Here is a 19821-nt window from a genome sequence, read left to right as displayed (position 1 = left end):
CCCAGTTCCGTGGGGTACGGGCACATCGTACGGGAACAACGCACGACCGTGCCAGCCTATTCCGGTCCAGGTCAGCCCCGGGGGCGGGCGGGCCGGGGCTCAGAGCGTGGCCCGCTCCTTGCGCTTGGCCGCGGAGATCGCCCGGTCCGTCTCGCGCCGGTCCTGCTTCTCGCGCAGGGTCTGCCGCTTGTCGTACTCCTTCTTGCCCTTCGCCAGCGCGATCTCGCACTTGGCCCGGCCGTCCTTGAAGTACAGCGACAGGGGCACGATCGTGTGACCCGTCTCCTGGGACTTCGACTCCAGCTTGTCGATCTCGACCCGGTGGAGCAGGAGCTTCCGCTTGCGCCGGGCGCTGTGGTTGGTCCAGGTGCCCTGGCTGTACTCCGGCACGTGCACGTTGTGCAGCCACGCCTCGTGGCCGTCGATCTGCACGAAGCCGTCCACCAGCGAGGCCCGGCCCTGGCGCAGCGACTTCACCTCGGTGCCGGTCAGCACCAGACCGCACTCGTAGGTGTCGAGGATCGTGTAGTCGTGCCGCGCCTTCTTGTTCTGGGCGATCAGCTTGCGCCCTTTTTCCTTAGCCATAGTGCGGTCATTTTCGCACTACGGGGCCACCCCGAGGCCACCCAATACTCCACGGGCCCGCTCCTCGGCGCCGTCGGCCGCCACGAGGTCCGGGTTGATGCCGCGGCCGTCCAGGCTGCGGCCCGCCGGCGTGCGGTAATGGCCCACCGTGAGCTCGGCGACCGAACCGTCCGGCAGCTCCGTCGGCATCTGCACCGCGCCCTTGCCGAAGGTGCGCGTGCCCACCGTCACGGCCCGGCCCCGGTCCTGGAGCGCGCCGGTGACCAGCTCGGCCGCACTCATGGTGCCGCCGTCCACCAGCGCCACCAGCGGGCGCCCGGTGTCGCCGCCCCGCTCGGCGTAGAGGGCGCGCTGGTCACCCCGTACGTCGTACGTGGCCACGAGCCCGCCGTCCAGGAAGGCGGAGGCGGCGGTGACCGCCTCGGTGACCAGGCCACCGCGGTTGCCGCGCAGGTCGAGCATCACTCCGGTGCCGCGGGGCGCCTCGCGCACGGCGGCGCGCACCCGCTCCCCCGAGCCCTTGGTGAAGGCGGAGACCTTGATCAGCAGCACACCGTCCGGCAGCCGCTCCACGGTGACCGGCTCCGTGCTCAGCCGCTCGCGCCGCAGCGTCTCGGTACGGGTCCGGCCGTCGCGCTCCAGCACCAGCACCACCGGGGTGCCGGCGACGGCGCGGTCCGCCTCGCCGCGCAGCAGCCCGACGACGCGGGCCGGTCCCAGGCCGGTCACCCGGTGGCCGTCGACGCTCCGCAGCAGGTCGCCCTCGCGGATGCCGGCCCGGTCCGCGGGCCCGCCGCGCTGGACCCTGGACACCTGGATGCGGCCGTCCCGGCCGGCCTCGACCCACAGCCCGACACCCGTGTAGTGGCCGTCGAGGGCCGCCTCGAACTCCGCGTATTCGGTCTGGTCGTAGACCACCGCCCAGCGGTCCCCGCTGCGGCTGACGACCTCCTCGGCCGCCTGCTTGCCCGACTTCCCGTCGGCCACCGCCTCGGCGGCCGCCCGCTCGACGGCCTCGCGGTAGCCCGCGCCCACGGCGCCCGTACGGCCCTCCGCGCGCGCCGGTGGCGCGAGGGCGTCCCCGCGATCCCAGCAGCCGGTGGCCGCGGCCGTGCCCAGCACGCCGAGGAAAACCAACGTCAGAGCGGCCCCGCGACGCAGGTCACGGGGCCGGAGGGAAGAGACGGGACGACCCGGCATGGCGCCGAGTCTAGGACAAGCCCCGGTGCGGAACCGGCGGTTGGCAGTTCCGCTCCCGGGGCGCTTGTCACACCTTCAGGTACTTGCGCAACGCGACGAACGCCGCCATGGAGGGCATCAGCAGGCCGATGGCGAGCACCAGCGGCAGCTTGGTGATCACGGAGTCCCAGCCGATGAAGTTGATCAGCTCCAGCTGCTTGGCCAGCCCCACGCCGTGGTCGATGACGAAGTACTGGCCCGCCATCAGCATCACGCAGGCGATGACGGCGCCGATCAGGCCGGCGAAGGCGGCCTCCATGATGAACGGCATCTGGATGTAGAAGCTGGAGGCGCCCACCAGCCGCATGATGCCGGTCTCGCGCCTACGGCTGAACGCCGAGACGCGCACCGTGTTGACGATCAGCAGCAGCGCGACGATCAGCATCACCATCATGACGCCGAGCGCGGCCTTGTTCAGGTAGTCCAGCAGCCGGAACAGGTTGTCGAGGACGCTGCGCTGGTCCTGGACCGACTGGACGCCGTCCCGGCCCGCGAAGGCGGTCGTGATGACCTTGTACTTCTCGGGGTCCTTGAGCTTGACCCGGAAGGACTCCTGCATCTGGTCCGGGGTGACCGACGTGACCAGCGGGGAGTCGCCGAACTGCTCCTTGTAGTGCTTGTAGGCCTGGTCGGCGGACTCGTACTGGACCGACTCGACCAGGTCCATCTTCTTCAGGTCGGACTCGATCTGCTTCTTCTGGTCGTTGGTCACCGCGCCCTTGGCGCAGGTCGCGCTCGTCCCCGACTCCGCCTCGTTCTTGTTGCAGAGGTAGATGGAGACGTTGACCTTGTCGTACCAGTAGCCCTTCATGGTGCTCACCTGGTCCCGCATGAGCAGGGAACCGCCGAACAGGGCCAGCGACAGGGCGACGGAGATGATGACCGCGAAGGTCATCGTGAGATTGCGGCGGAGACCGACGCCGATCTCCGACAGGACGAACTGGGCGCGCATGGCGTCCTTTCAGTGCTGGTGGCTTTCAGACGCCGCGCGTCAGTGCTGGTAGCCGTAGACGCCGCGCGACTGGTCGCGCACGAGACGGCCCTGTTCGAGTTCGATGACGCGCTTGCGCATCTGGTCGACGATCTGCTGGTCGTGCGTCGCCATGATCACGGTGGTGCCGGTCCGGTTGATCCGGTCCAGCAGCTTCATGATGCCGACGGAGGTCTGCGGGTCGAGGTTGCCGGTGGGCTCGTCCGCGATGAGGAGCTTCGGCCGGTTGACGAAGGCGCGGGCGATGGCCACGCGCTGCTGCTCACCACCGGAGAGCTCGCCGGGCATGCGGTCCTCCTTGCCGCCGAGGCCGACCAGGTCGAGGACCTGGGGCACGGCCTTGCGGATCTCGCCGCGCGGCTTGCCGATGACCTCCTGGGCGAAGGCGACGTTCTGCGCCACCGTCTTGTTGGGGAGCAGGCGGAAGTCCTGGAAGACGGTCCCCAGCTGGCGGCGCATCTGGGGCACCTTCCAGTTGGAGAGTCTGGCGAGGTCCTTGCCGAGGACGTGCACCTGGCCGTGGCTCGCCCGCTCCTCGCGGAGGAGGAGCCTCAGGAAGGTGGACTTGCCGGAGCCGGAGGAGCCGACCAGGAAGACGAACTCGCCCTTCTCGATCTCGAGGGACACGTCCCTCAGAGCGGGCCGGTTCTGCTTCGGGTAGGACTTGGAGACGCTGTCGAATCGGATCACGGGTGCACCACGGTCGCCGGGAGTAGGTGTGCGTGACCATACGCGACCCGGCGCGAGGGCGGCAGTCGGTGACCGGAGATGCCCGATATCTCCCCGTTGTCGCGAGGTTTCCGGGCCGTCGGGGGCGCACGTGGGGGCGATTGCCCCGACGGGCCGCGCCGAATGTCGGCGGAGCTGGCACAGTGGTAGTGGGAACCGTCCTGTTCCCGTCGGCGTTCTCTGGAGGGACGAGAGGAGGAGAGCGCATGACATATGACCGGCTCGTGTGCGCGAACTGCGCGGCACCCGTCGCTCAGGGCCGCTGCCCCGTCTGCCGGGCGAACCGGGAGCGCCTCCAGCAGGAGAGCCCCTTCGCCGGCTTCAACCCGATGGCGCTCGCTGCGCTCCTCGTGGTCCTGGTGGCCGCCGTGGCCCTGCTCGCACGCTGAGCCCGCAGGCCGCCGCGTCCCGATCGTATGCCCGTAAGGAAGAAGGGCCCGGAGCATGGCTCCGGGCCCTTCTCATGTCGTGTGCGTCACCTCGGCGGGCCGGGGGGCCGGCCTCCGCGGGGCGATCAGCTCTCGACGGTCTCCTGCTGCTTGCGCCAGCGGATGCCGGCCTCCAGGAAGCCGTCGATCTCGCCGTCCAGCACGGACTGCGGGTTGCCGACCTCGAACTCGGTGCGCAGGTCCTTGACCATCTGGTACGGGTGCAGGACGTAGGAACGCATCTGGTTGCCCCAGGAGCTGCCGCCGTCGCCCTTGAGGGCGTCCATCCTGGCCCGCTCCTCCTGGCGCTGGCGCTCCAGCAGCTTGGCCTGGAGGACGTTCATCGCGCTCGCCTTGTTCTGGATCTGCGAGCGCTCGTTCTGGCAGGAGACCACGATGCCGGTCGGGATGTGCGTGATGCGCACGGCCGAGTCGGTGGTGTTGACGCCCTGGCCGCCGGGGCCGGAGGCGCGGTAGACGTCGACGCGCAGGTCGGACTCGTCGATGTCGACGTGGTCGGACTGCTCGACGACCGGGAGCACCTCGACACCCGCGAAGGAGGTCTGGCGGCGGCCCTGGTTGTCGAAGGGCGAGATGCGCACCAGGCGGTGGGTGCCCTGCTCGACGGAGAGGGTGCCGTAGGCGTACGGCGCCTTCACCACGAAGGTGGTGGACTTGATGCCGGCCTCTTCGGCGTACGACGTCTCGTACACCTCGGTCGAGTAGCCGTGGCGCTCGGCCCACCGGAGGTACATGCGCTGGAGGCGCTCGGCGAAGTCGGAGGCGTCGACGCCACCGGCCTCGGCACGGATGTTGACCAGGGCCTCGCGCTCGTCGTACTCGCCGGACAGGAGGGTGCGGACCTCCATCTCGTCCAGCGCCTTGCGGACGGCGGCCAGCTCGGTCTCGGCCTCGGCGCGGGTGTCCGCGTCGTCCATCTCCTCGGCGAGGTCGAAGAGGACCGCGAGGTCGTCGATGCGGCCGCGCAGCGTCTCGGCCTTGCGGACCTCGGCCTGGAGGTGGGAAAGCTTGCTCGTGATCTTCTGGGCCGCCTCCGGGTCGTCCCACAGGGACGGGGCCGCGGCCTGCTCCTCGAGCACGGCAATGTCTGCCCTCAGCCTGTCGAGGTCCAGGACGGCCTCGATCGACCCCATGGTCGAGGAGAGGGACTTCAGCTCTTCGGATACATCGACGACTGCCACGGGTCCAGCGTAACGGCTGCGGCGCCCGGCGTTCCCCGGGAGTTCCCCGTAGGGGACGGATCGGGGCCTGCGGACGAGCCGGGCCGTCCGGCGTACCCTTTCGCTTATGACTCTTCTGCTCGTGATGCGACGCCACGTGGATTACATGCGCGTCACCACCATGAGCTGTCGGCCGCCGGACTGATTCCCCAGCATTCCTTCCGTCTGCTTCGGTCCTGTTCAGCGGCTCGCAGGCCACGGCCCACCCTTCCGCCGTCGGTCCCTCCCACCCGCGCCCCTCCACCCTTGGGGGAACAGGGCCCCGTGACATCCGAAACGGAGCCGTCATGACGTCCGCGCACCCCACGTCCACCACCGAGAAGTCCCTTTCCTCCGCATCTTCCGCGTCGTCCGCATCTTCCGCGCCCACCGGAGCCCCCTCCGCGCCCGCCGCACCCGCGCTGCCCGTGCTGGACCTGAGCGGCGCCGACGACCCGGCCACCCGCGACGCCTTCCGCGAGCAGTTGCACGCCGTCGCCCGCGAGACCGGCTTCCTGTACCTGACGGGCCACGGGATCAGCCCCGCCGAGATGACCCGGATCCTCGATGTGACCAGGGCGTTCTTCGCCCTTCCCGAGGCCGACCGGCTGGCGGTCAGCAACCTGAACTCCCCGCACTTCCGCGGGTACACCCGGATCGGCCACGAGCTGACCGGCGGCGCCTCCGACTGGCGCGACCAGCTCGACGTGGGCGCCGAGCGCCCGGCGCCCGCGGTGGGCCCCGGCGATCCCGCCTACCTGTGGCTGGAGGGGCCCAACCAGTGGCCGGAGGCCCTGCCCGAGCTGCGCACGGTGGTGCTGGAGTGGCAGCGGCGGCTGGCGGCGGTGGCGCACCGGCTGCTGAAGGAGCTGCTGGCCTCCATCGGGGCGCCCCAGGACTTCTTCGACGAGGCCTTCGACCGGCCCCACCTGCACACGAAGCTGATCCGCTACCCCGGGTCCGCGCCGTCGGGGGCCGACCAGGGCGTCGGCGCGCACAAGGACTACGGCTTCCTGACCCTGCTGCTGCAGGACTCGGTGGGCGGGCTCCAGGTGGTGAAGGACGGCGGCTTCGTGGACGTGCCGCCGATGCCCGGTGCGTTCGTGGTGAACCTGGGCGAGCTGCTGGAGATCGCGACGGAGGGGTACCTCACTGCCACGGACCACCGGGTGGTCAGTCCTCCCGGTGCGGTGGAACGTTTCTCCGTGCCGTTCTTCTACAACCCGCGGCTGGACGCGGTGATCGACACCGTGCCGGGCGCGTACCTGGAGGACGCGCCGGGGGTGGCGCACGACGCCTCCAACCCGCTGCACGCCGAGTACGGCCGCAACGAGCTCAAGGGCTGGGTACGGGCCCACCCGGCGGTGGCCCGCCGCTGGCACCCGGAGCTGATCGTCCCCTGACGGGACCGGGCGGGGCGCCTCGGTAGAGGCGTGACGGCTCGGGGCGCCTGCGCGGAGGCGTGACGGGCTCGACCGCCGGCGCGGAGGCGTGCCGGGCTCGACCGCCCGCGCGGAGGCGTGGACGGCTCGGGGCACGCCTCCAGCGGAGGCGTGCCGGACCGGCCCTGGGCACCTCCCCGGGCCGGGGACCCGCCGAGGGCGCTACGGGGCGACCTGCCCCGTCTGCTTCGAGTCCTGCGGCGGCGCGTCGTCCGGACCCGCGGCCAGCCAGCCGCCGACGCCCACCGCCGCCGCCAGGGCCACCGCGGCCGTGCCGAGCACCAGGCGCCGCTTGCGGACCGCCTCCGAGCGGTGCCGGGCGGATCCGGGGCGGGGTGCGCCTGTCGGGCGCGGGACGCGGGCGGTGCCGAGCGCGCCGCCGGCCAGTTCGTCGGGGCCGGGCACGCGCATCGAGGTGTGCGTGTCCCGGTTGGAGTCGGTGGCGGAGCCGCGTACCAGCGGCACGGCCCCGCGCCGGCGGACCGGCTCGCCCCGGTCCGCCGCGGGGGTCTCCTCGTACTCCGGCTCCTCCGCGTCCAGGTCGTCGGGCTCGTCGACGTCCAGCGGCGGCATGCCCGCCAGCATCGGCAGCAGGTCCCGCAGCCGGGCGGACAGTTCCGAGGCCCGCAGCCGGGAGGCCGGGGCCTTGGCGAGGCACTGCACGATCAGCTGCCACAGCTCGTCCGGGATGCCGGGCAGCGGCACCACGGTCTCCGTCACGTGCCGGCGCAGGACCGCCCCGGGGTGCCCGCCGCCGAACGGGGTGAACCCCGCGAGCAGCTCGTACAGCACCGTGGCCAGGGCGTATATGTCGACGGCGGCGCGCGGGGGCAGGCCCTCGACGATCTCGGGGGCGAGGTAGTCCGGGGTGCCGATGATCCGCGTACGGGCCCCCGAGGCGGGGGCGCCGGACCGGTTCGGCGTGTCGATGAGCTTGGCGACGCCGAAGTCGGTCAGCAGGGCGGGGTGCGACCCGCCCGGCCCGAGCGGCCCCTGCATGTCGAGCAGCACGTTCTCGGGCTTCACGTCCCGGTGCACGACCCCGGCCGCGTGCGCCGCGGCCAGCGCGTCGGCCACGTCGGCGACGATGGCCACGGCGGCCTCGGGGGCGAGGCGGCGCTCGCGGTCGAGCCGGGTGCGCAGGTCCGTGCCGCGCACGAGGTCCATCACGAGCGCGAGGTCGTTGCCGTCCACGACGAGGTCGCGCACGCCGACGACGTGCGGGTGGTCGAGGCCGAGCAGGGCGCTGCGCTCCTGGACGAAGCGTCCGACCAGCTCCTGGTCGGACGCGAGGTCCTCGCGGAGCAGCTTGACGGCGACGGGCCCGTCCGGCCCCTCGCCCAGCCACACCGTGCCCGCGCTGCCGCGCCCCAGGATCTGGTGCGCGGTGTACCGGCTGCCGATCTTCCGTGCCACGACTGCTCCCTCAGCGGCTGGCGTACGGCACAAAAGTACGCGGCCGGGAGGGCTGTGAGGGCCATTAGGGGGCCCACTTCTCGGTGACCTTCACTTCTGTGGGCGAAATCGTGCCCCAGAAGTCGACAAATCCACGTGGTCGGCGCTATCGGGCCCCCGGGAGGGCGCTACGCGGCACCCCCGCCGCCCGAGCCGCCGCCGATGTCGCCGATGAAGTCCGTGATGGCCTCGCCCCACGACCAGAGCTGGTCCCACCAGCTCTTGGTGGTCTCGGCTCCGTCGGTGACCCACCCGCCGACCGGGGTGAGCTCCCAGATCATCCAGCCCGCGACGACGAACAGCACGATCACGAACAGGCAGCCCTTGAGGCAGCCCAGGCCAGGGATCCGCATCGGGTTCGCGCTGCGGCGCCGGGGCTCGCGCTCGCGCGGCTCGCGCTGCGGCGCCGCCGGGCGGGCGGGGGCCTGCTGCGGCGGGGCCGCGTACGGCTGCGGCTGGTGCTGCGGCTGCTGGTACGCCGGCTGCTGGTACGGCGCGGGCGGCGCCTGGTAGTGCGGCGGCTGCTGCGGATACGGCTGCTGCGGGTTGGCCGGCCGCTGGTACGGCTGGGCCGGCGGGGCCTGGCGGTACTGCTGGGGCTGGGGCTGGGGCTGCGGCTGCTGCTGCGGCTGGCGGCGCGGCTGCACCGGGGGTGCCGGCGGCGGGGCCTGACGCTGCGGGCGGCGGCGCAGGGGGTCCTCGCTCGGGTCGAGGTACTGGATCTGCGTCTGCTCGTTCCGGTCCCGGACGCCCTGGAGCTGCGACTGCCACGGGTGCGGCGCGTCCGGCTGCTGAACGGGCGGCATGACCGCGGTCGGGTCCGCGGCACCCGGTCCGCCCTGGGTGCCGACGGGCGGCAGCACCGAGGTGGCGTCCTCCGCGCCGGCCGGGCCATGGGCGGAGACGGGCGGCATGACGCTGGTCGCCGCGTTCGGGTCGTACGCGCCGGCCGGGGCGGTGCTGGGCAGCACCTGGGTCGGGTCGGCGGCGCCTGGGGTCTCGGGTACCGGGGCCGGGGAGGGGTCGGGCGCGAGGAGCGCGCCGACGCCGAGGGCGGCCTCGACCTCGGTGGGGCTGGAGTGCACGCCGATGCCGGCCGCGACCACGCGCAGGCCGCGGGCCAGGCTCTGGGCGCTCGGGCGCTCGTCCGGCTCCTTGCGCAGGCAGCGCTCGATGACCGTCCACAGCGGTTCCGGCATGGTCGAGGGGCGCTGCGGCTCCTCGCTGAGGTGCCGGTGCAGGACCTCAAGGGCGGTGCCGCCGGCGAATGGCGGGCGGCCGGTGACCAGCTCGTACAGCAGGATGCCGGCGCCGTAGATGTCCACGGCCGAGGTCTGCGGGCGGCCCTCGGCGGACTCCGGCGCCACGTACGCGGGGGTGCCGACGAACTCGTGGGTGCGGGTCAGGCCCGGGGAGTCGGCGAGGCGGGCGATGCCGAAGTCGGTCAGCATCGGGCGCATCTGGCCGCCGCTCTCGTCGAGCAGCACGTTCGCGGGCTTGAGGTCGCGGTGGACCACGCCGTCGGCGTGGCTGGCGGCGAGCGCGTCGGCGATCTGGGCGGTCAGCAGGCTCGCGGCGACCGGCGTGAAGGGGCCGTTCTCGCGGATGTACCGGTGCAGGTCCGGGCCGTCGATCAGGTCCATGACCAGGGCGAGGAGGTCGCCCTCCACGACGAGGTCGCGGGTGCGCACGATGTTCGGGTGGGTGAGGCGCAGCAGGACCGAGCGCTCGCGGAGGAAGCGCATCACGACGTCGGCGTCGTGGGCCAGCTCCTCCTTGAGCACCTTGATGGCGACGGTCTCGCCGGGCTGCCCGGCGACGGCCGCCTCCGCGCCCGCCGTCTCCCGCTGGCGGGCGCGCCAGACGGTCCCGGTGGCGCCGCGGCCGAGCGGCTCCTCCAGGAAGTACTTGCTGCCGACTGGCCGCACGTCACCAGCTCCCTGCTGTCAATTTCCTCGTTCCGCCCACTCTAGGGGGTGGCTACGGGGAAGACGCGGGCCTCGGAGGGATGGTTGCCGCACACTCGTGCGACGGGTGGGTCGCGCGGGGACGCCCGCAAGGTGATTTGCGTACGGTTTCGGACGGCCCCGCGATCGATCAAGATCACTTCTGGGTGGGTGCCGGGCGTGTTGTCGGCGACAGGTGCGAGGATGCACCCAGCACGGAACCGCGGGGACGGGAGCCCCTCGGTCCGGCAGACCTGACCGGGCGACGCGTCCGTGCCGGGCGGGGGGACGTCAGGGCGGCACACGGGGCCCCCTCCCTGCCGGGCGCACCGCGCAGAAGGGACCGCTGACGGCGATGCAGATCCGGCTGACCGTCCTCGGGCCGCGCAGCGGCCACCAGACCGCGACCTGTGACGTGCTCGTGACGGCCCCGGCCGGGACGGCGCTGGCCGCCGTCGCCTCCGGCCTGGCCTCGACCGTCGGCGGCCCCGACACGGGCGGCACGGTGATCCTCTACGCCGGCCAGGAGCGCCTCGACCTCCAGCGCCGGATACTCGGCGAGCCGCCCCTCGTGGACGGGGCGGTGCTCTCCCTGCACGCCCCGGTGGCGGAGGAGGACCCGGCGGCCGGCGCGGCCGCCGAGCTGCACGTGGTCGCGGGCCCCGACGCGGGCGGCGTCCACCTGCTGCACGGCGGGCAGATCCGGATCGGCCGGTCCGCGGACGCGGACGTGCCGCTGGACGACCCCGACGTCTCGCGGCTGCACTGCGCGGTGACGGTCTCGGAGGACGGCCGGGTGGCCGTGGCCGACCTCGGTTCGACGAACGGCACCACCGTCGACGGCACCCCGCTCGGCACGCGCCCCGTCCCGCTGCCGCCGGGCGCGCTGCTCAGGGTCGGCGAGTCCACCCTGCGCCTGCGCCCCGCGGGCCCCGCCGGCACCCGCGCGGTCACCCCGGACTCGGAGGGGCACCTGCGGCTCGCCGCACCCGGCGGCGCCCCCGCCGCCGTCCGGTCGCCCGTACCCGCACCGCCCGGCGAGGGGCACGGCTCCGCACGCGGCCCGGAGGGTTACGTACCGGCGGCGCGCCGGCACCCGGACACCGGCCCCGCGCCCGAGGCGGAGCCCGACGGGCACGTCCGCCCCCTGTACGGCACGGTCAGCTCGCCCACGCACCACGTGGAGCCCGCGCCGGAGGGTTCGGCCCCGGCCGGCCACCCGGCCCCCGGCACCGGCCCGCAGGCCACCGCCGCCCCGTACGCGCCCGCCGGGGCGCAGCACGCCCCGGGCCGGTACGACGCCGCGGCCGGCCCGCACGCCCAGGCGCCGGCCGTCCCGGCCCCGTACGCAGCCCCGGCCGCCCCCGCGGCCCCCGCCGCCCCCGGCCCGTACGACCCCACCGCTGGCCCGAACCCCGCCCCCGCCCCCGCCCCCGCCCCCGGCGCCCGACGCCGTCGCGGCATCGGGGCCTGGGCCCGCCGCTGGGCCGGCCGGGACGGGCAGGAGGAGCAGACGGCCGGCGGCGGCAGCGGACACCCCGCGGCCCCCCGCACCCCCGCCGCGGACGGCCGCCCCGACCCCGCGGAACTCCTGCTGGCCGCCCTCGGGCCCGGCCCCCGGCTCTGGGAGCGTGACCCCGCCCACCCCGAGGCCCTGGAGGTGCGGCTCGGGCAGGGCGCGGCCGTCCGGCTGCGCGCCACCGGCTCCCTCGCGCTCGCCGGACCGCGCACCCGCCTCTCGGGCCTGGCCCGGTCCGTCCTCGCCCAGCTGGCCGCCCTGCACGCGCCCGGCGGCCTGGAGATCGTCCTGGTCAGCACCGACCGGGCCCGGCCCCTCGCGGACCGCCGGGCCGAGTGGTCCTGGCTCGGCTGGCTGCCCCACGTACGCCCCGCGCACGGCCAGGACTGCCGGCTGCTCCTCGCGTACGACAAGGACCAGGCCACGGCCCGGACGGCCGAGCTGACCCGCCGCCTCGACGAGGGCCCGCTGGGCCGGCACTGGGCCTCCCAGCCCAGGGAGGCGGTGGCGGAGGCGGCCGCCGCGTACTCCGGCCCGTACACGGTGCTGGTCCTCGACGGCGACCCCGGCCCGGGCCCGCTGCGGGACACGGTGGCCCGGCTGGCCGGCCACGGCCCCGCCGTCGGCATCCACCTGCTCTGCCTGGCGGAGGCGCCCACGGCCTCCCCGGCGTCGCCCGTCTCCGAGACGTACGAGACCGCCTGCGCCGCCTCGCCCGCCTTCCGCGAGTGCGGCACGGCCGGGCTGCTCAGCGGCGACGTCGCGACCGCGCTGCGGGTGCTGCCGGTGCGCGGCGGACGCCCCGCGGGCCACGGCGAGCTCGTCACCGCCGACGCGGTCTCCGCCGCCTGGGCCGAGCGCTTCGCCCGCGCCCTGGCCCCGCTGCGGGCGGACGCGGGCGGCCAGGAGCCGCAGCGCCGGACCGCCGCGGCGCTGCCGCACTCGGCCCGGCTGCTGGACGAGCTGGGCCTGGCCCGGGCCACTCCGGCCTCCCTGATGGCCCGCTGGGCCGCGGCCACCGACCAGGGGCAGACGGTCGGCGGGCACGCCGAGGTCGTGCTGGGCACCGGCCGGCGCGGGCCGGTCGGCGTCGAACTGGTCGCCGAGGGCCCGCACCTGCTGGTCGAGGGGCCTCCGGGCAGCGGCCGTACCGAGCTGCTGCGCGCCGTCGCCGCCTCCCTCTCCGCCGCGTCCCGGCCGGACCGGCTCGGGCTGGTGCTGCTGGACGGCGCGGGCGGCGAGCGGGGCGAGGGGCTGGCGCCGTGCACGGAACTGCCGCACGTCTCCGCCCATCTGGTGGCCTCGGACCCGCTGCGGATGAGGGAGTTCGCGCAGGCGCTGGGGGCCGAGCTGAAGCGCCGGTCGGAGCTGCTGGACGGCACCGCCTTCGCCGAGTGGCACGCGCGCCTCGGGGAGGCGTCCCCCGCGGTGGCCGGTGCGGCGCCGGGCCGGGTCGTCGCACCCCGGCAGCCGTCGCCCGCAGAGCTCCGGGGCGACCTCGACCCGGCCAGGACGGGCACGCTCCGGTTGCGGTCCTCCACCGTCCGGGCGGAGCCGGCCGGGCCGAGCCCGCTGCCCCGTCTCGTGGTGGTGGTCGACGACCTCGACGCGCTGGTCGCCCCGGCGCTGGGCAGTACGGGCCGGCCGGCGGCCGGTTCGGTCGTACGCGCCCTGGAGGCCGTGGCCCGGGACGGCGCCCGGCTCGGCGTCCACCTGGTGGCCTCGACGGCACGCCCGGACCGTACGGCCGAGACGGAGCTGGCCCGCGCGGCGACGGTACGGGTCGAGCTGGAGCCGGCCCCGGCCGGCACCGGGCCCGACCAGCCCTCGCCGGGCCGGGGACTGCTGCGCCACGCGGACGGCCGTACGACCCCCTTCCAGGGCGGCCGGGTGACCGGCCGGATCCCGCGCACGGCCACGCTGCGGCCGACGGTGGTGCCCGTGGAGTGGGAGCGGATGGGTGATCCGCCGGCCCGCCGGCCGGTGCGCGAACTGGGCAACGGCCCCACCGACCTGGCCCTGCTCGCGAGCGCGCTGGACCGTGCGTCGCAGCTGGTCTCGGCGGTTCCGGTGCTGTTCCCGCCCGCTCCCTGACCGCGTCCGCGGTAGCGCCCCGCCGCCCCGGTCCGGCCCGGCGGGGCCCGTACGCGGTATTGCGGGGGGCGGCGGGGCGGGCGTAGACCTGTGGGATCGGGACACAGGGAGACGGGGGCAGTCGCATGCACGGAACCCTCAGCAACCGGAGCAGCACACCGCACCGCCGCGGCCCGGCCAAGCGCCGTACCGCGTACGCCTGGACGGCAGTCGCGGCCGCCGGGGCGCTCGCACTGAGCGCCTGCAGCAGCGACCCCGAGGCGGCCCCGGAGGGCGGCCCCACACCGGGGAAGTCCGCCGGCCGGACCGTGGAGTTACCCTCCCTGGCCGGGCAGTCGGTGTCGGTGGCCGCCGTCTGGACGGGTCCGGAACAGGCCAACTTCACCAAGGTGCTCAAGGAGTTCGAGAAGCGCACGGGCGTGAAGGTGACCTTCGTGCCGGCACAGGACCCGATCGTCACCTTCCTCGGCACGAAGATCGCCGGCGGTCAGCCGCCGGACGTGGCGATGCTCCCGCAGGTCGGCGCGCTGGTGCAGGCCGTGGAGAAGAAGTGGGCGCAGCCGGTGGGCCCGGAGGCGCGGGCGCAGCTCGACAAGAACTACTCCGCCGGCTGGAAGAACCTCGGCGCGGTCGGCGGCACCCAGTACGGGGTGTACTTCAAGGCCGCCAACAAGTCCCTGGTCTGGTACAACGCGGCGGCCTTCGAGAACGCCGGGATCTCCGAACCCCCGGCGACCTGGAAGGAGTTCCTCCAGACCGCCGAGGACCTGTCCGCCTCGGGCACGACCCCCGTCTCGGTGGGCGGCGCGGACGGCTGGACGCTCACGGACTGGTTCGAGAACGTCTACCTCTCCCAGGCCGGGCCCGAAAGGTACGACAAGCTGGCCCGCCACGAGATCAAGTGGACGGACCCGACGGTCGCCCAGGCACTGGGCACCCTCGCCCAGCTCTTCGGCCGGAAGGACTACCTGGCGGGCGGTCAGACCGGGGCGCTGGCCACCGAGTTCCCCAAGTCCGTCACGCAGACCTTCGCGGGCGGGGACCGGCCGGCCGCCGCGATGGTCTTCGAGGGCGACTTCGTGGCCGTCAACATCGCGGAGACGGACGCCGAGATCGGCACGGACGCCCTGGTCTTCCCGTTCCCGGCGGTGGGCGACAAGGCGCCGGTGGTGTCCGGCGGTGACGTGGCCGTGGCGCTGAAGCCCTCGAAGGGCGCGCAGGCGCTGCTGACCTTCCTCGCCTCGCCCGACGCGGCCTCGATCTGGGCCGCCCAGGGCGGTTTCGTCTCGCCCAACAAGGCGGTCAGCCCGTCGGTGTACCCGGACGACGTGCAGCGGGAGATCGCCAAGGCGCTCGTCGCGGCGGGCGACGACTTCCGTTTCGACATGTCGGACCAGGCCCCGGCGGCCTTCGGCGGCACCCCGGGTGCCGGCGAGTGGAAGGCGCTCCAGGACTTCCTGAAGAACCCGGAGGACGTCGCGGGGGTCCAGGAACGGCTGGAGGCCGACGCGGTCAAGGCGTACGGGAAGGGCTGATCCCGGTGGCCGGGCCCTCCCGCAGCGCCGCGCGCCGGAGGGGAACCGTCGCGGCGGTCTTCCTCCTGCCCGCGCTCCTCCTGCTGGGCGCGCTGGTCGTCCAGCCCATCGGCTACTCGGTCTACCGCAGCCTCTTCGACCGCAGCGGCCGCTCCTTCGCCGGGCTGGACAACTACGCGACGCTGTTCTCGGACGGCGCGGTGCGGACCGCGCTGGCCAACACCGCGGTCTGGGTGGTGGCCGCGCCCGCCGCCGCCACCGCGCTGGGCCTGGTCTTCGCGGTCCTGACGGAGCGGGTGCGCTGGGGCACGGCGTTCAAGCTGCTGGTGTTCATGCCGATGGCGATCTCGATGCTGGCGGCGGGGATCATCTTCCGCCTGGTGTACGAGCAGGACCCCGGCCGGGGCGTGGCGAACGCCGTGTGGGTCGGGGTGCACGACACCTTCGCCGAGTCCTCCGCGTTCCCGCGTGCCCGTCCGCGCCCGGACGCGCCGCTGGCGCCGGACGGGAGCGGGGGTTACGTGACCCGCGCGCCGGTACGGGCGGGCGTGCCGGTGGCGCTGCCGCTGGTCGGCGTACGGCCGGAGGAGCTGCCGGAGGGGACCGCGCCCGCGCGGGCCGCCGGTGCGGAGCCGGGCCGGGTGACGGGCGTCGTGTGGCAGGACTTCGCGCGGGGCGGCGGCGGGGAGCGGGGCGCGGTGGACGCCCGCGAGCCGGGGTACGCGGGGATGCGCGTGGAGGCCGTGCGGGACGGTCGGGTGGTGGCCTCGGCGCGGGCCCGGCCGGACGGCACCTTCGTCCTGCCGGCTGCGGCGGACGGGGCGCTGCTGCGGCTGCCCGCGGAGAACTTCCGGGAGCCGTACGCGGGGGTGGACTGGCTGGGGCCGGCGCTGGTGACCCCGTCGGTGATCGGCGCGTACGTGTGGATGTGGGCGGGCTTCGCCATGGTGCTGATCGGCGCGGGCCTGGCCGCGGTGCCTCGGGAGCTGCTGGAGGCGGCCCGGGTGGACGGTGCGAACGAGTGGCAGGTGTTCCGGCGGGTGACGGTTCCGCTGCTGGCGCCGGTGCTCGCGGTGGTGCTGGTGACGCTCGTGATCAACGTGATGAAGATCTTCGACCTGGTCTTCGTGATCGCGCCGGGCGCCGTGCAGGACGACGCGAACGTGCTGGCGCTCCAGCTGTACCGGACCTCCTTCGGCACGGATGCCGACCAGGGCCTGGGCTCGGCGATCGCGGTGCTGCTGCTGGTGCTGGTGGTGCCGGTGATGTGGTTCAACATCCGCCGGATGAGGAAGGAGGCCGCACGATGAACGGGGCCGCCCCGCACGCCGCAGCCGCCCGCACCGCTCCCGCCGGAGCGGGTGCGGCCGGTCCGCGGGCCGCCGTACCGCTCGTCTCCCGTCTCGCGGCGCGGGCCGCGTCGGGGGCGGTGCGGGTGTTCCTGGTGCTGGCGGCCGCCTTCTGGCTGCTGCCGACCGTGGGACTGCTGGTCTCCTCGCTGCTCTCCCCCGCCGACCTCGCGTCCGGCGGCTGGTGGCGGGCGCTGACCGCGCCGGCCCGGCTGACCGCCGAGAACTACTCGGCGCTGCTGTCCAACGAGGCGGTGACCACCTCCCTGGTCAGCACGGTGCTGATCACGGTCCCGGCGACGCTGCTCGTCCTCGCCCTCGGGGCCTTCGCGGGGTACGCGTTCGCCTGGCTGGAGTTCCCCGGCCGGGACGCGCTGTTCCTGGTGGTCGTGGCGCTGCTGGTGGTGCCGGTGCAGGTGGCCCTGATCCCGGTGTCCGAACTCTTCGGAGCCGTCGGGCTGTTCGAGACCACGGCCGGGGTGGTGCTGTTCCACACCGCCTTCGGGCTGCCCTTCGCCGTCTTCCTGCTGCGCAACTTCTTCGCCGAGATCCCGCGGGAGCTGCTGGAGGCGGCCCGCCTGGACGGCGCGGGCGAACTGCGCCTGTTCACGCGGGTGGTGCTGCCGCTCGGCGGTCCCGCCATCGCCTCGCTCGGCATCTTCCAGTTCCTGTGGGTGTGGAACGACATGCTGGTGGCGCTGGTCTTCGCGGACTCCACGCGGCCGCCGATCACGGTGGCCCTCCAGCAGCAGGTACGGCAGTTCGGCAACAACATCGACGTGCTCGCGCCGGGCGCGTTCATCTCGATGGTGGTGCCGCTGGTCGTCTTCTTCGCGTTCCAGCGCCAGTTCGTCTCCGGCGTGCTGGCCGGGGCGATCAAGTAGGCCCGGGATCGGGCGGGCGCCCGGGCCCACCCCTCGATGATCGAGTAATCACGCTTATGACCCGGATGCCACGAACCGCGTAACCCGCCCGCCGCGCCCGGGGTTCACGGGCAATATGCCCGCGCCGACCCCTGGATGTGCCGTGCCCCGGTTCAGCGTCATCGTGCCCGCGTACAAGGTCCAGGCGTACCTCCAGGAGAGTCTGGACTCCGTCCTGGCCCAGTCGTACACCGACCTCGAACTGATCGCCGTCGACGACTGCTCCCCCGACGCCTGCGGCTCGATCATCGACGGGTACGCGGCCCGCGACCCCCGTGTCACGGCCGTCCACCTGCCGCACAACACGGGTCCCGGCCCGGCACGGAACGCGGGCGCCGCCCGGGCCACCGGCGACTACCTGATCTTCCTCGACGGCGACGACACGCTGGCCCCGGGCGGCCTCCAGGCCATCGCCGACCGGCTCAAGGCCACCGGCTCCCCCGACGTCCTGGTGTACGACTACGCGCGCACGTACTGGTCCGGCGAGACCGTGCGCAACCAGCTGGCCGACCGCCTCTCCGAAGAGGGCCCGGCCAGCTTCCGCATCGCCGACCGGCCCGCCCTCCTCGGCCTGCTGGCGGTGGCGTGGAACAAGGCCTACCGCCGCGAGTTCACCGAGCGCTCGGGCCTCGCCTTCCCGCCCGGCTACTACCAGGACATCCCCTGGAGCTACCCGGCACTGCTGACGGCCGGGTCCATCGCCGTCCTCGACCGGGTGTGCGTGCACTACCGGCAGCGCCGCACCGGCTCCGTCCTCACCACCACCAGCCGCCGCCACCTCGACCTCTCCGGCCAGTACGACCGGCTGTTCGCCTTCCTCGGCGAGCACCCCGAGCTGGACCGCTGGCGGCCGCTGCTCTACCGCCGGATGGCCGACCACCACTCCAGGCTGCTGGCCCTCCCCGGCCGCCTGCCGCGGGGCGCCCGGGCCGAGTTCTTCCGCGAGGCCCGCGCCCGGCTGCGCCGCCACCGGGCCCGGGGAGCGGCCCCCGCCCCGGCGGCACGGGCCCGGCACGCACTGATGCGGCTGGGCACGCCGCGTACGTACGGCGCCGTCGCCGCCCTGTACCGCGCCGCCCTGCGCGGCCGGGCGCGGGCCCGGGCCGCCTGGGCGGCGGTGCGCTCCGGGCTGCTGCTGCTCCACTACCGCCTCCAGCGGCGGCTGCCGCTCCGCCCCGACCTGGCGGTGTTCTCCGCGTACTGGCACGGCGGCTACGCCTGCAACCCGGCGGCCGTCGAGGAGAAGCTGCGGGAACTGGCCCCCCGCATCAGGACCGCCTGGATCTGCGGACCGGCCCACGACGCCACCGTGCCGGCCGCCACCGCCCGGCTCCGGCCGGACACCCTCGCGTACTGGACGGCCCTGGCCCGGGCCAAGTACCTGGTGACCAACGTCAACTTCGACCGGGGCCTGCGCAAGCGGCCCGGCCAGGTGCTGCTCCAGACCCAGCACGGCACGCCGCTCAAGCGGGTGGGCCTGGACCTGCTCGACCGCCCGGCCGCCACCCCCACCGCCGACTTCGCCGGCCTGCTGCACGGCGCCGACCAGTGGGACTACCTCCTGTCGGCCAACCGGCACTCGACCCTGGTGTGGGAGAAGGCCCTGCCCGCGCGCTACACCACGCTGGAGTACGGCTACCCGCGCAACGACGTCTTCCACCGGGCGGGCGCGGCCGAGGTGCTGGAGATCCGCGAGCGCCTGGGCATCCCGCCCGGCACCACCGCCATCCTGTACGCGCCGACGCACCGCGACTACCGGCGCAGCCGCCCCGACGAGCCGGACTTCGAGAAGGTGCTGCGGGACCTGGGGCCGCGCTTCACCATCCTGGCCCGCGCCCACCACACGTACGGCGGCCCGTTCGGCCGGGACCCGCACCCGCGGCTGGTCGACGTCTCGGACCACCCGTCGGTCGAGGAGCTGTGCCTGGCCTCGGACGCGCTGGTCACCGACTACTCGTCCCTGATGTTCGACTACGCGGCGCTCGACCGGCCGATCGTCATCCACGCGGACGACTGGGAGGCGTACGAGGCGGCCCGCGGCACGTACTTCGACCTGCGGTCCTGTCCGCCGGGCGCGATCGCGAAGACCGAGGACGAGCTGGTGGACATCTTCGCCACCGGCCACTGGCAGGGCTCCCGCTCGGCCCAGCTGCGCGCGGCGTTCCGGGCCCGGTTCTGCACGTACGACGACGGGCACGCGGCGGAGCGCGTGGTGCGCCGGGTGTTCCTGGACCAGCCGGCGGGGCTGCCGGCCTTCGTGCCGCCGGAGGAGCGGCGCCCGGCCCCGGCCGCCCCCGCCGCCTCGGTGACGGCGCCCCCGCAGCGGCGGGGCCCCCGGGACTTCGACCGGCTCACGCTGGACTGAG

14 protein-coding genes are annotated in these 19821 nt (G+C 74.4%); 7 read left to right on the top strand and 7 right to left on the bottom strand.

The genetic code is table 11. The features are described 5' to 3' along the window. Positions 1-99: 99 nt before the first annotated feature. The 4 genes from smpB to ftsE form a co-directional block, all read right to left on the bottom strand. On the bottom strand, positions 100-585 hold the full coding sequence (gene smpB / locus ACIQUQ_RS24175) for an SsrA-binding protein SmpB (protein WP_399944716.1): 486 nt from the start codon (positions 583-585) through the stop codon (positions 100-102). A gap of 18 nt (positions 586-603) precedes the next feature. Beyond that, positions 604-1785, bottom strand: a complete 1182-nt coding sequence (locus tag ACIQUQ_RS24170; RefSeq protein WP_403979330.1) for a S41 family peptidase — start codon at positions 1783-1785, stop codon at positions 604-606. A gap of 67 nt (positions 1786-1852) precedes the next feature. Next, positions 1853-2776 (bottom strand): permease-like cell division protein FtsX, encoded by a 924-nt coding sequence (ftsX, locus tag ACIQUQ_RS24165; protein ID WP_399944710.1) that lies wholly within the window; start codon positions 2774-2776, stop codon positions 1853-1855. A 39-nt stretch (positions 2777-2815) separates the two neighbouring features. Beyond that, positions 2816-3505 (bottom strand): cell division ATP-binding protein FtsE, encoded by a 690-nt coding sequence (ftsE, locus tag ACIQUQ_RS24160; protein WP_365035182.1) that lies wholly within the window; start codon positions 3503-3505, stop codon positions 2816-2818. Between the two features lie 245 nt (positions 3506-3750). Between ftsE and ACIQUQ_RS24155 the strand changes: the two genes are divergently transcribed. Next, a complete protein-coding gene (locus tag ACIQUQ_RS24155) occupies positions 3751-3933 on the top strand; it encodes a hypothetical protein (RefSeq protein ID WP_399944708.1) in 183 nt (60 codons plus the stop codon). 125 nt (positions 3934-4058) lie between these two features. Here ACIQUQ_RS24155 and prfB read toward each other — a convergent pair whose 3' ends face one another. After that, the gene (prfB, locus tag ACIQUQ_RS24150; RefSeq protein ID WP_403979327.1) at positions 4059-5174 is read right to left on the bottom strand and encodes a peptide chain release factor 2; all 1116 of its coding nucleotides are present in this window, start codon (positions 5172-5174) and stop codon (positions 4059-4061) included. A 326-nt stretch (positions 5175-5500) separates the two neighbouring features. On the opposite strand from prfB, the gene ACIQUQ_RS24145 reads away from it, so the two are divergent. After that, the gene (locus ACIQUQ_RS24145) at positions 5501-6595 is read left to right on the top strand and encodes an isopenicillin N synthase family dioxygenase (RefSeq protein WP_403979324.1); all 1095 of its coding nucleotides are present in this window, start codon (positions 5501-5503) and stop codon (positions 6593-6595) included. A 201-nt stretch (positions 6596-6796) separates the two neighbouring features. On the opposite strand, the gene ACIQUQ_RS24140 is transcribed toward ACIQUQ_RS24145, so the two are convergent. Together ACIQUQ_RS24140 and ACIQUQ_RS24135 are read right to left on the bottom strand one after the other, a co-directional pair. Then, entirely contained in the window at positions 6797-8050 is a 1254-nt protein-coding gene (locus ACIQUQ_RS24140) for a serine/threonine-protein kinase (protein ID WP_403979321.1), read from the bottom strand. A gap of 167 nt (positions 8051-8217) precedes the next feature. Next, positions 8218-10017 (bottom strand): protein kinase, encoded by a 1800-nt coding sequence (locus ACIQUQ_RS24135; RefSeq protein WP_403979318.1) that lies wholly within the window; start codon positions 10015-10017, stop codon positions 8218-8220. 373 nt (positions 10018-10390) lie between these two features. Here ACIQUQ_RS24135 and ACIQUQ_RS24130 point away from each other — a divergent pair, with 373 nt between their 5' ends. From ACIQUQ_RS24130 to ACIQUQ_RS24110, 5 genes are all read left to right on the top strand, one after another. Then, complete coding sequence (locus ACIQUQ_RS24130) at positions 10391-13648, top strand: FHA domain-containing protein (protein ID WP_403979315.1); 3258 nt, start codon at positions 10391-10393, stop codon at positions 13646-13648. A gap of 125 nt (positions 13649-13773) precedes the next feature. Beyond that, entirely contained in the window at positions 13774-15183 is a 1410-nt protein-coding gene (locus ACIQUQ_RS24125) for an ABC transporter substrate-binding protein (protein WP_403979313.1), read from the top strand. Further along, positions 15180-16493 carry a carbohydrate ABC transporter permease gene (locus ACIQUQ_RS24120; protein WP_403979630.1) on the top strand — a complete coding sequence of 438 codons (1314 nt, stop codon included), beginning with the start codon at positions 15180-15182 and terminating at the stop codon, positions 16491-16493. Before ACIQUQ_RS24125 ends, ACIQUQ_RS24120 begins: the two co-directional genes overlap by 4 nt. Further along, complete coding sequence (locus tag ACIQUQ_RS24115; protein ID WP_403979311.1) at positions 16490-17416, top strand: carbohydrate ABC transporter permease; 927 nt, start codon at positions 16490-16492, stop codon at positions 17414-17416. The genes ACIQUQ_RS24120 and ACIQUQ_RS24115 overlap by 4 nt, the downstream gene beginning before the upstream one ends. Positions 17417-17558: 142 nt before the next feature. After that, on the top strand, positions 17559-19820 hold the full coding sequence (locus ACIQUQ_RS24110) for a CDP-glycerol glycerophosphotransferase family protein (RefSeq protein ID WP_403979308.1): 2262 nt from the start codon (positions 17559-17561) through the stop codon (positions 19818-19820). The last annotated feature ends 1 nt before the right edge of the window (position 19821 follow it).

Source organism: Streptomyces sp. NPDC101118, assembly GCF_044759445.1.
Classification (GTDB): domain Bacteria; phylum Actinomycetota; class Actinomycetes; order Streptomycetales; family Streptomycetaceae; genus Streptomyces.
Note: the sequence above shows the minus strand (reverse complement) of the source record. Positions and strands in the feature narration are given on the sequence as shown.

Coding starts and splice junctions, on each gene's coding strand:
- smpB (WP_399944716.1), bottom strand. CDS start 585: ATGGCTAAGGAAAAAGGGCGCAAGCTGATCGCCCAGAACAAGAAGGCG.
- ACIQUQ_RS24170 (WP_403979330.1), bottom strand. CDS start 1,785: ATGCCGGGTCGTCCCGTCTCTTCCCTCCGGCCCCGTGACCTGCGTCGC.
- ftsX (WP_399944710.1), bottom strand. CDS start 2,776: ATGCGCGCCCAGTTCGTCCTGTCGGAGATCGGCGTCGGTCTCCGCCGC.
- ACIQUQ_RS24155 (WP_399944708.1), top strand. CDS start 3,751: ATGACATATGACCGGCTCGTGTGCGCGAACTGCGCGGCACCCGTCGCT.
- ACIQUQ_RS24145 (WP_403979324.1), top strand. CDS start 5,501: ATGACGTCCGCGCACCCCACGTCCACCACCGAGAAGTCCCTTTCCTCC.
- ACIQUQ_RS24130 (WP_403979315.1), top strand. CDS start 10,391: ATGCAGATCCGGCTGACCGTCCTCGGGCCGCGCAGCGGCCACCAGACC.
- ACIQUQ_RS24125 (WP_403979313.1), top strand. CDS start 13,774: ATGCACGGAACCCTCAGCAACCGGAGCAGCACACCGCACCGCCGCGGC.
- ACIQUQ_RS24115 (WP_403979311.1), top strand. CDS start 16,490: ATGAACGGGGCCGCCCCGCACGCCGCAGCCGCCCGCACCGCTCCCGCC.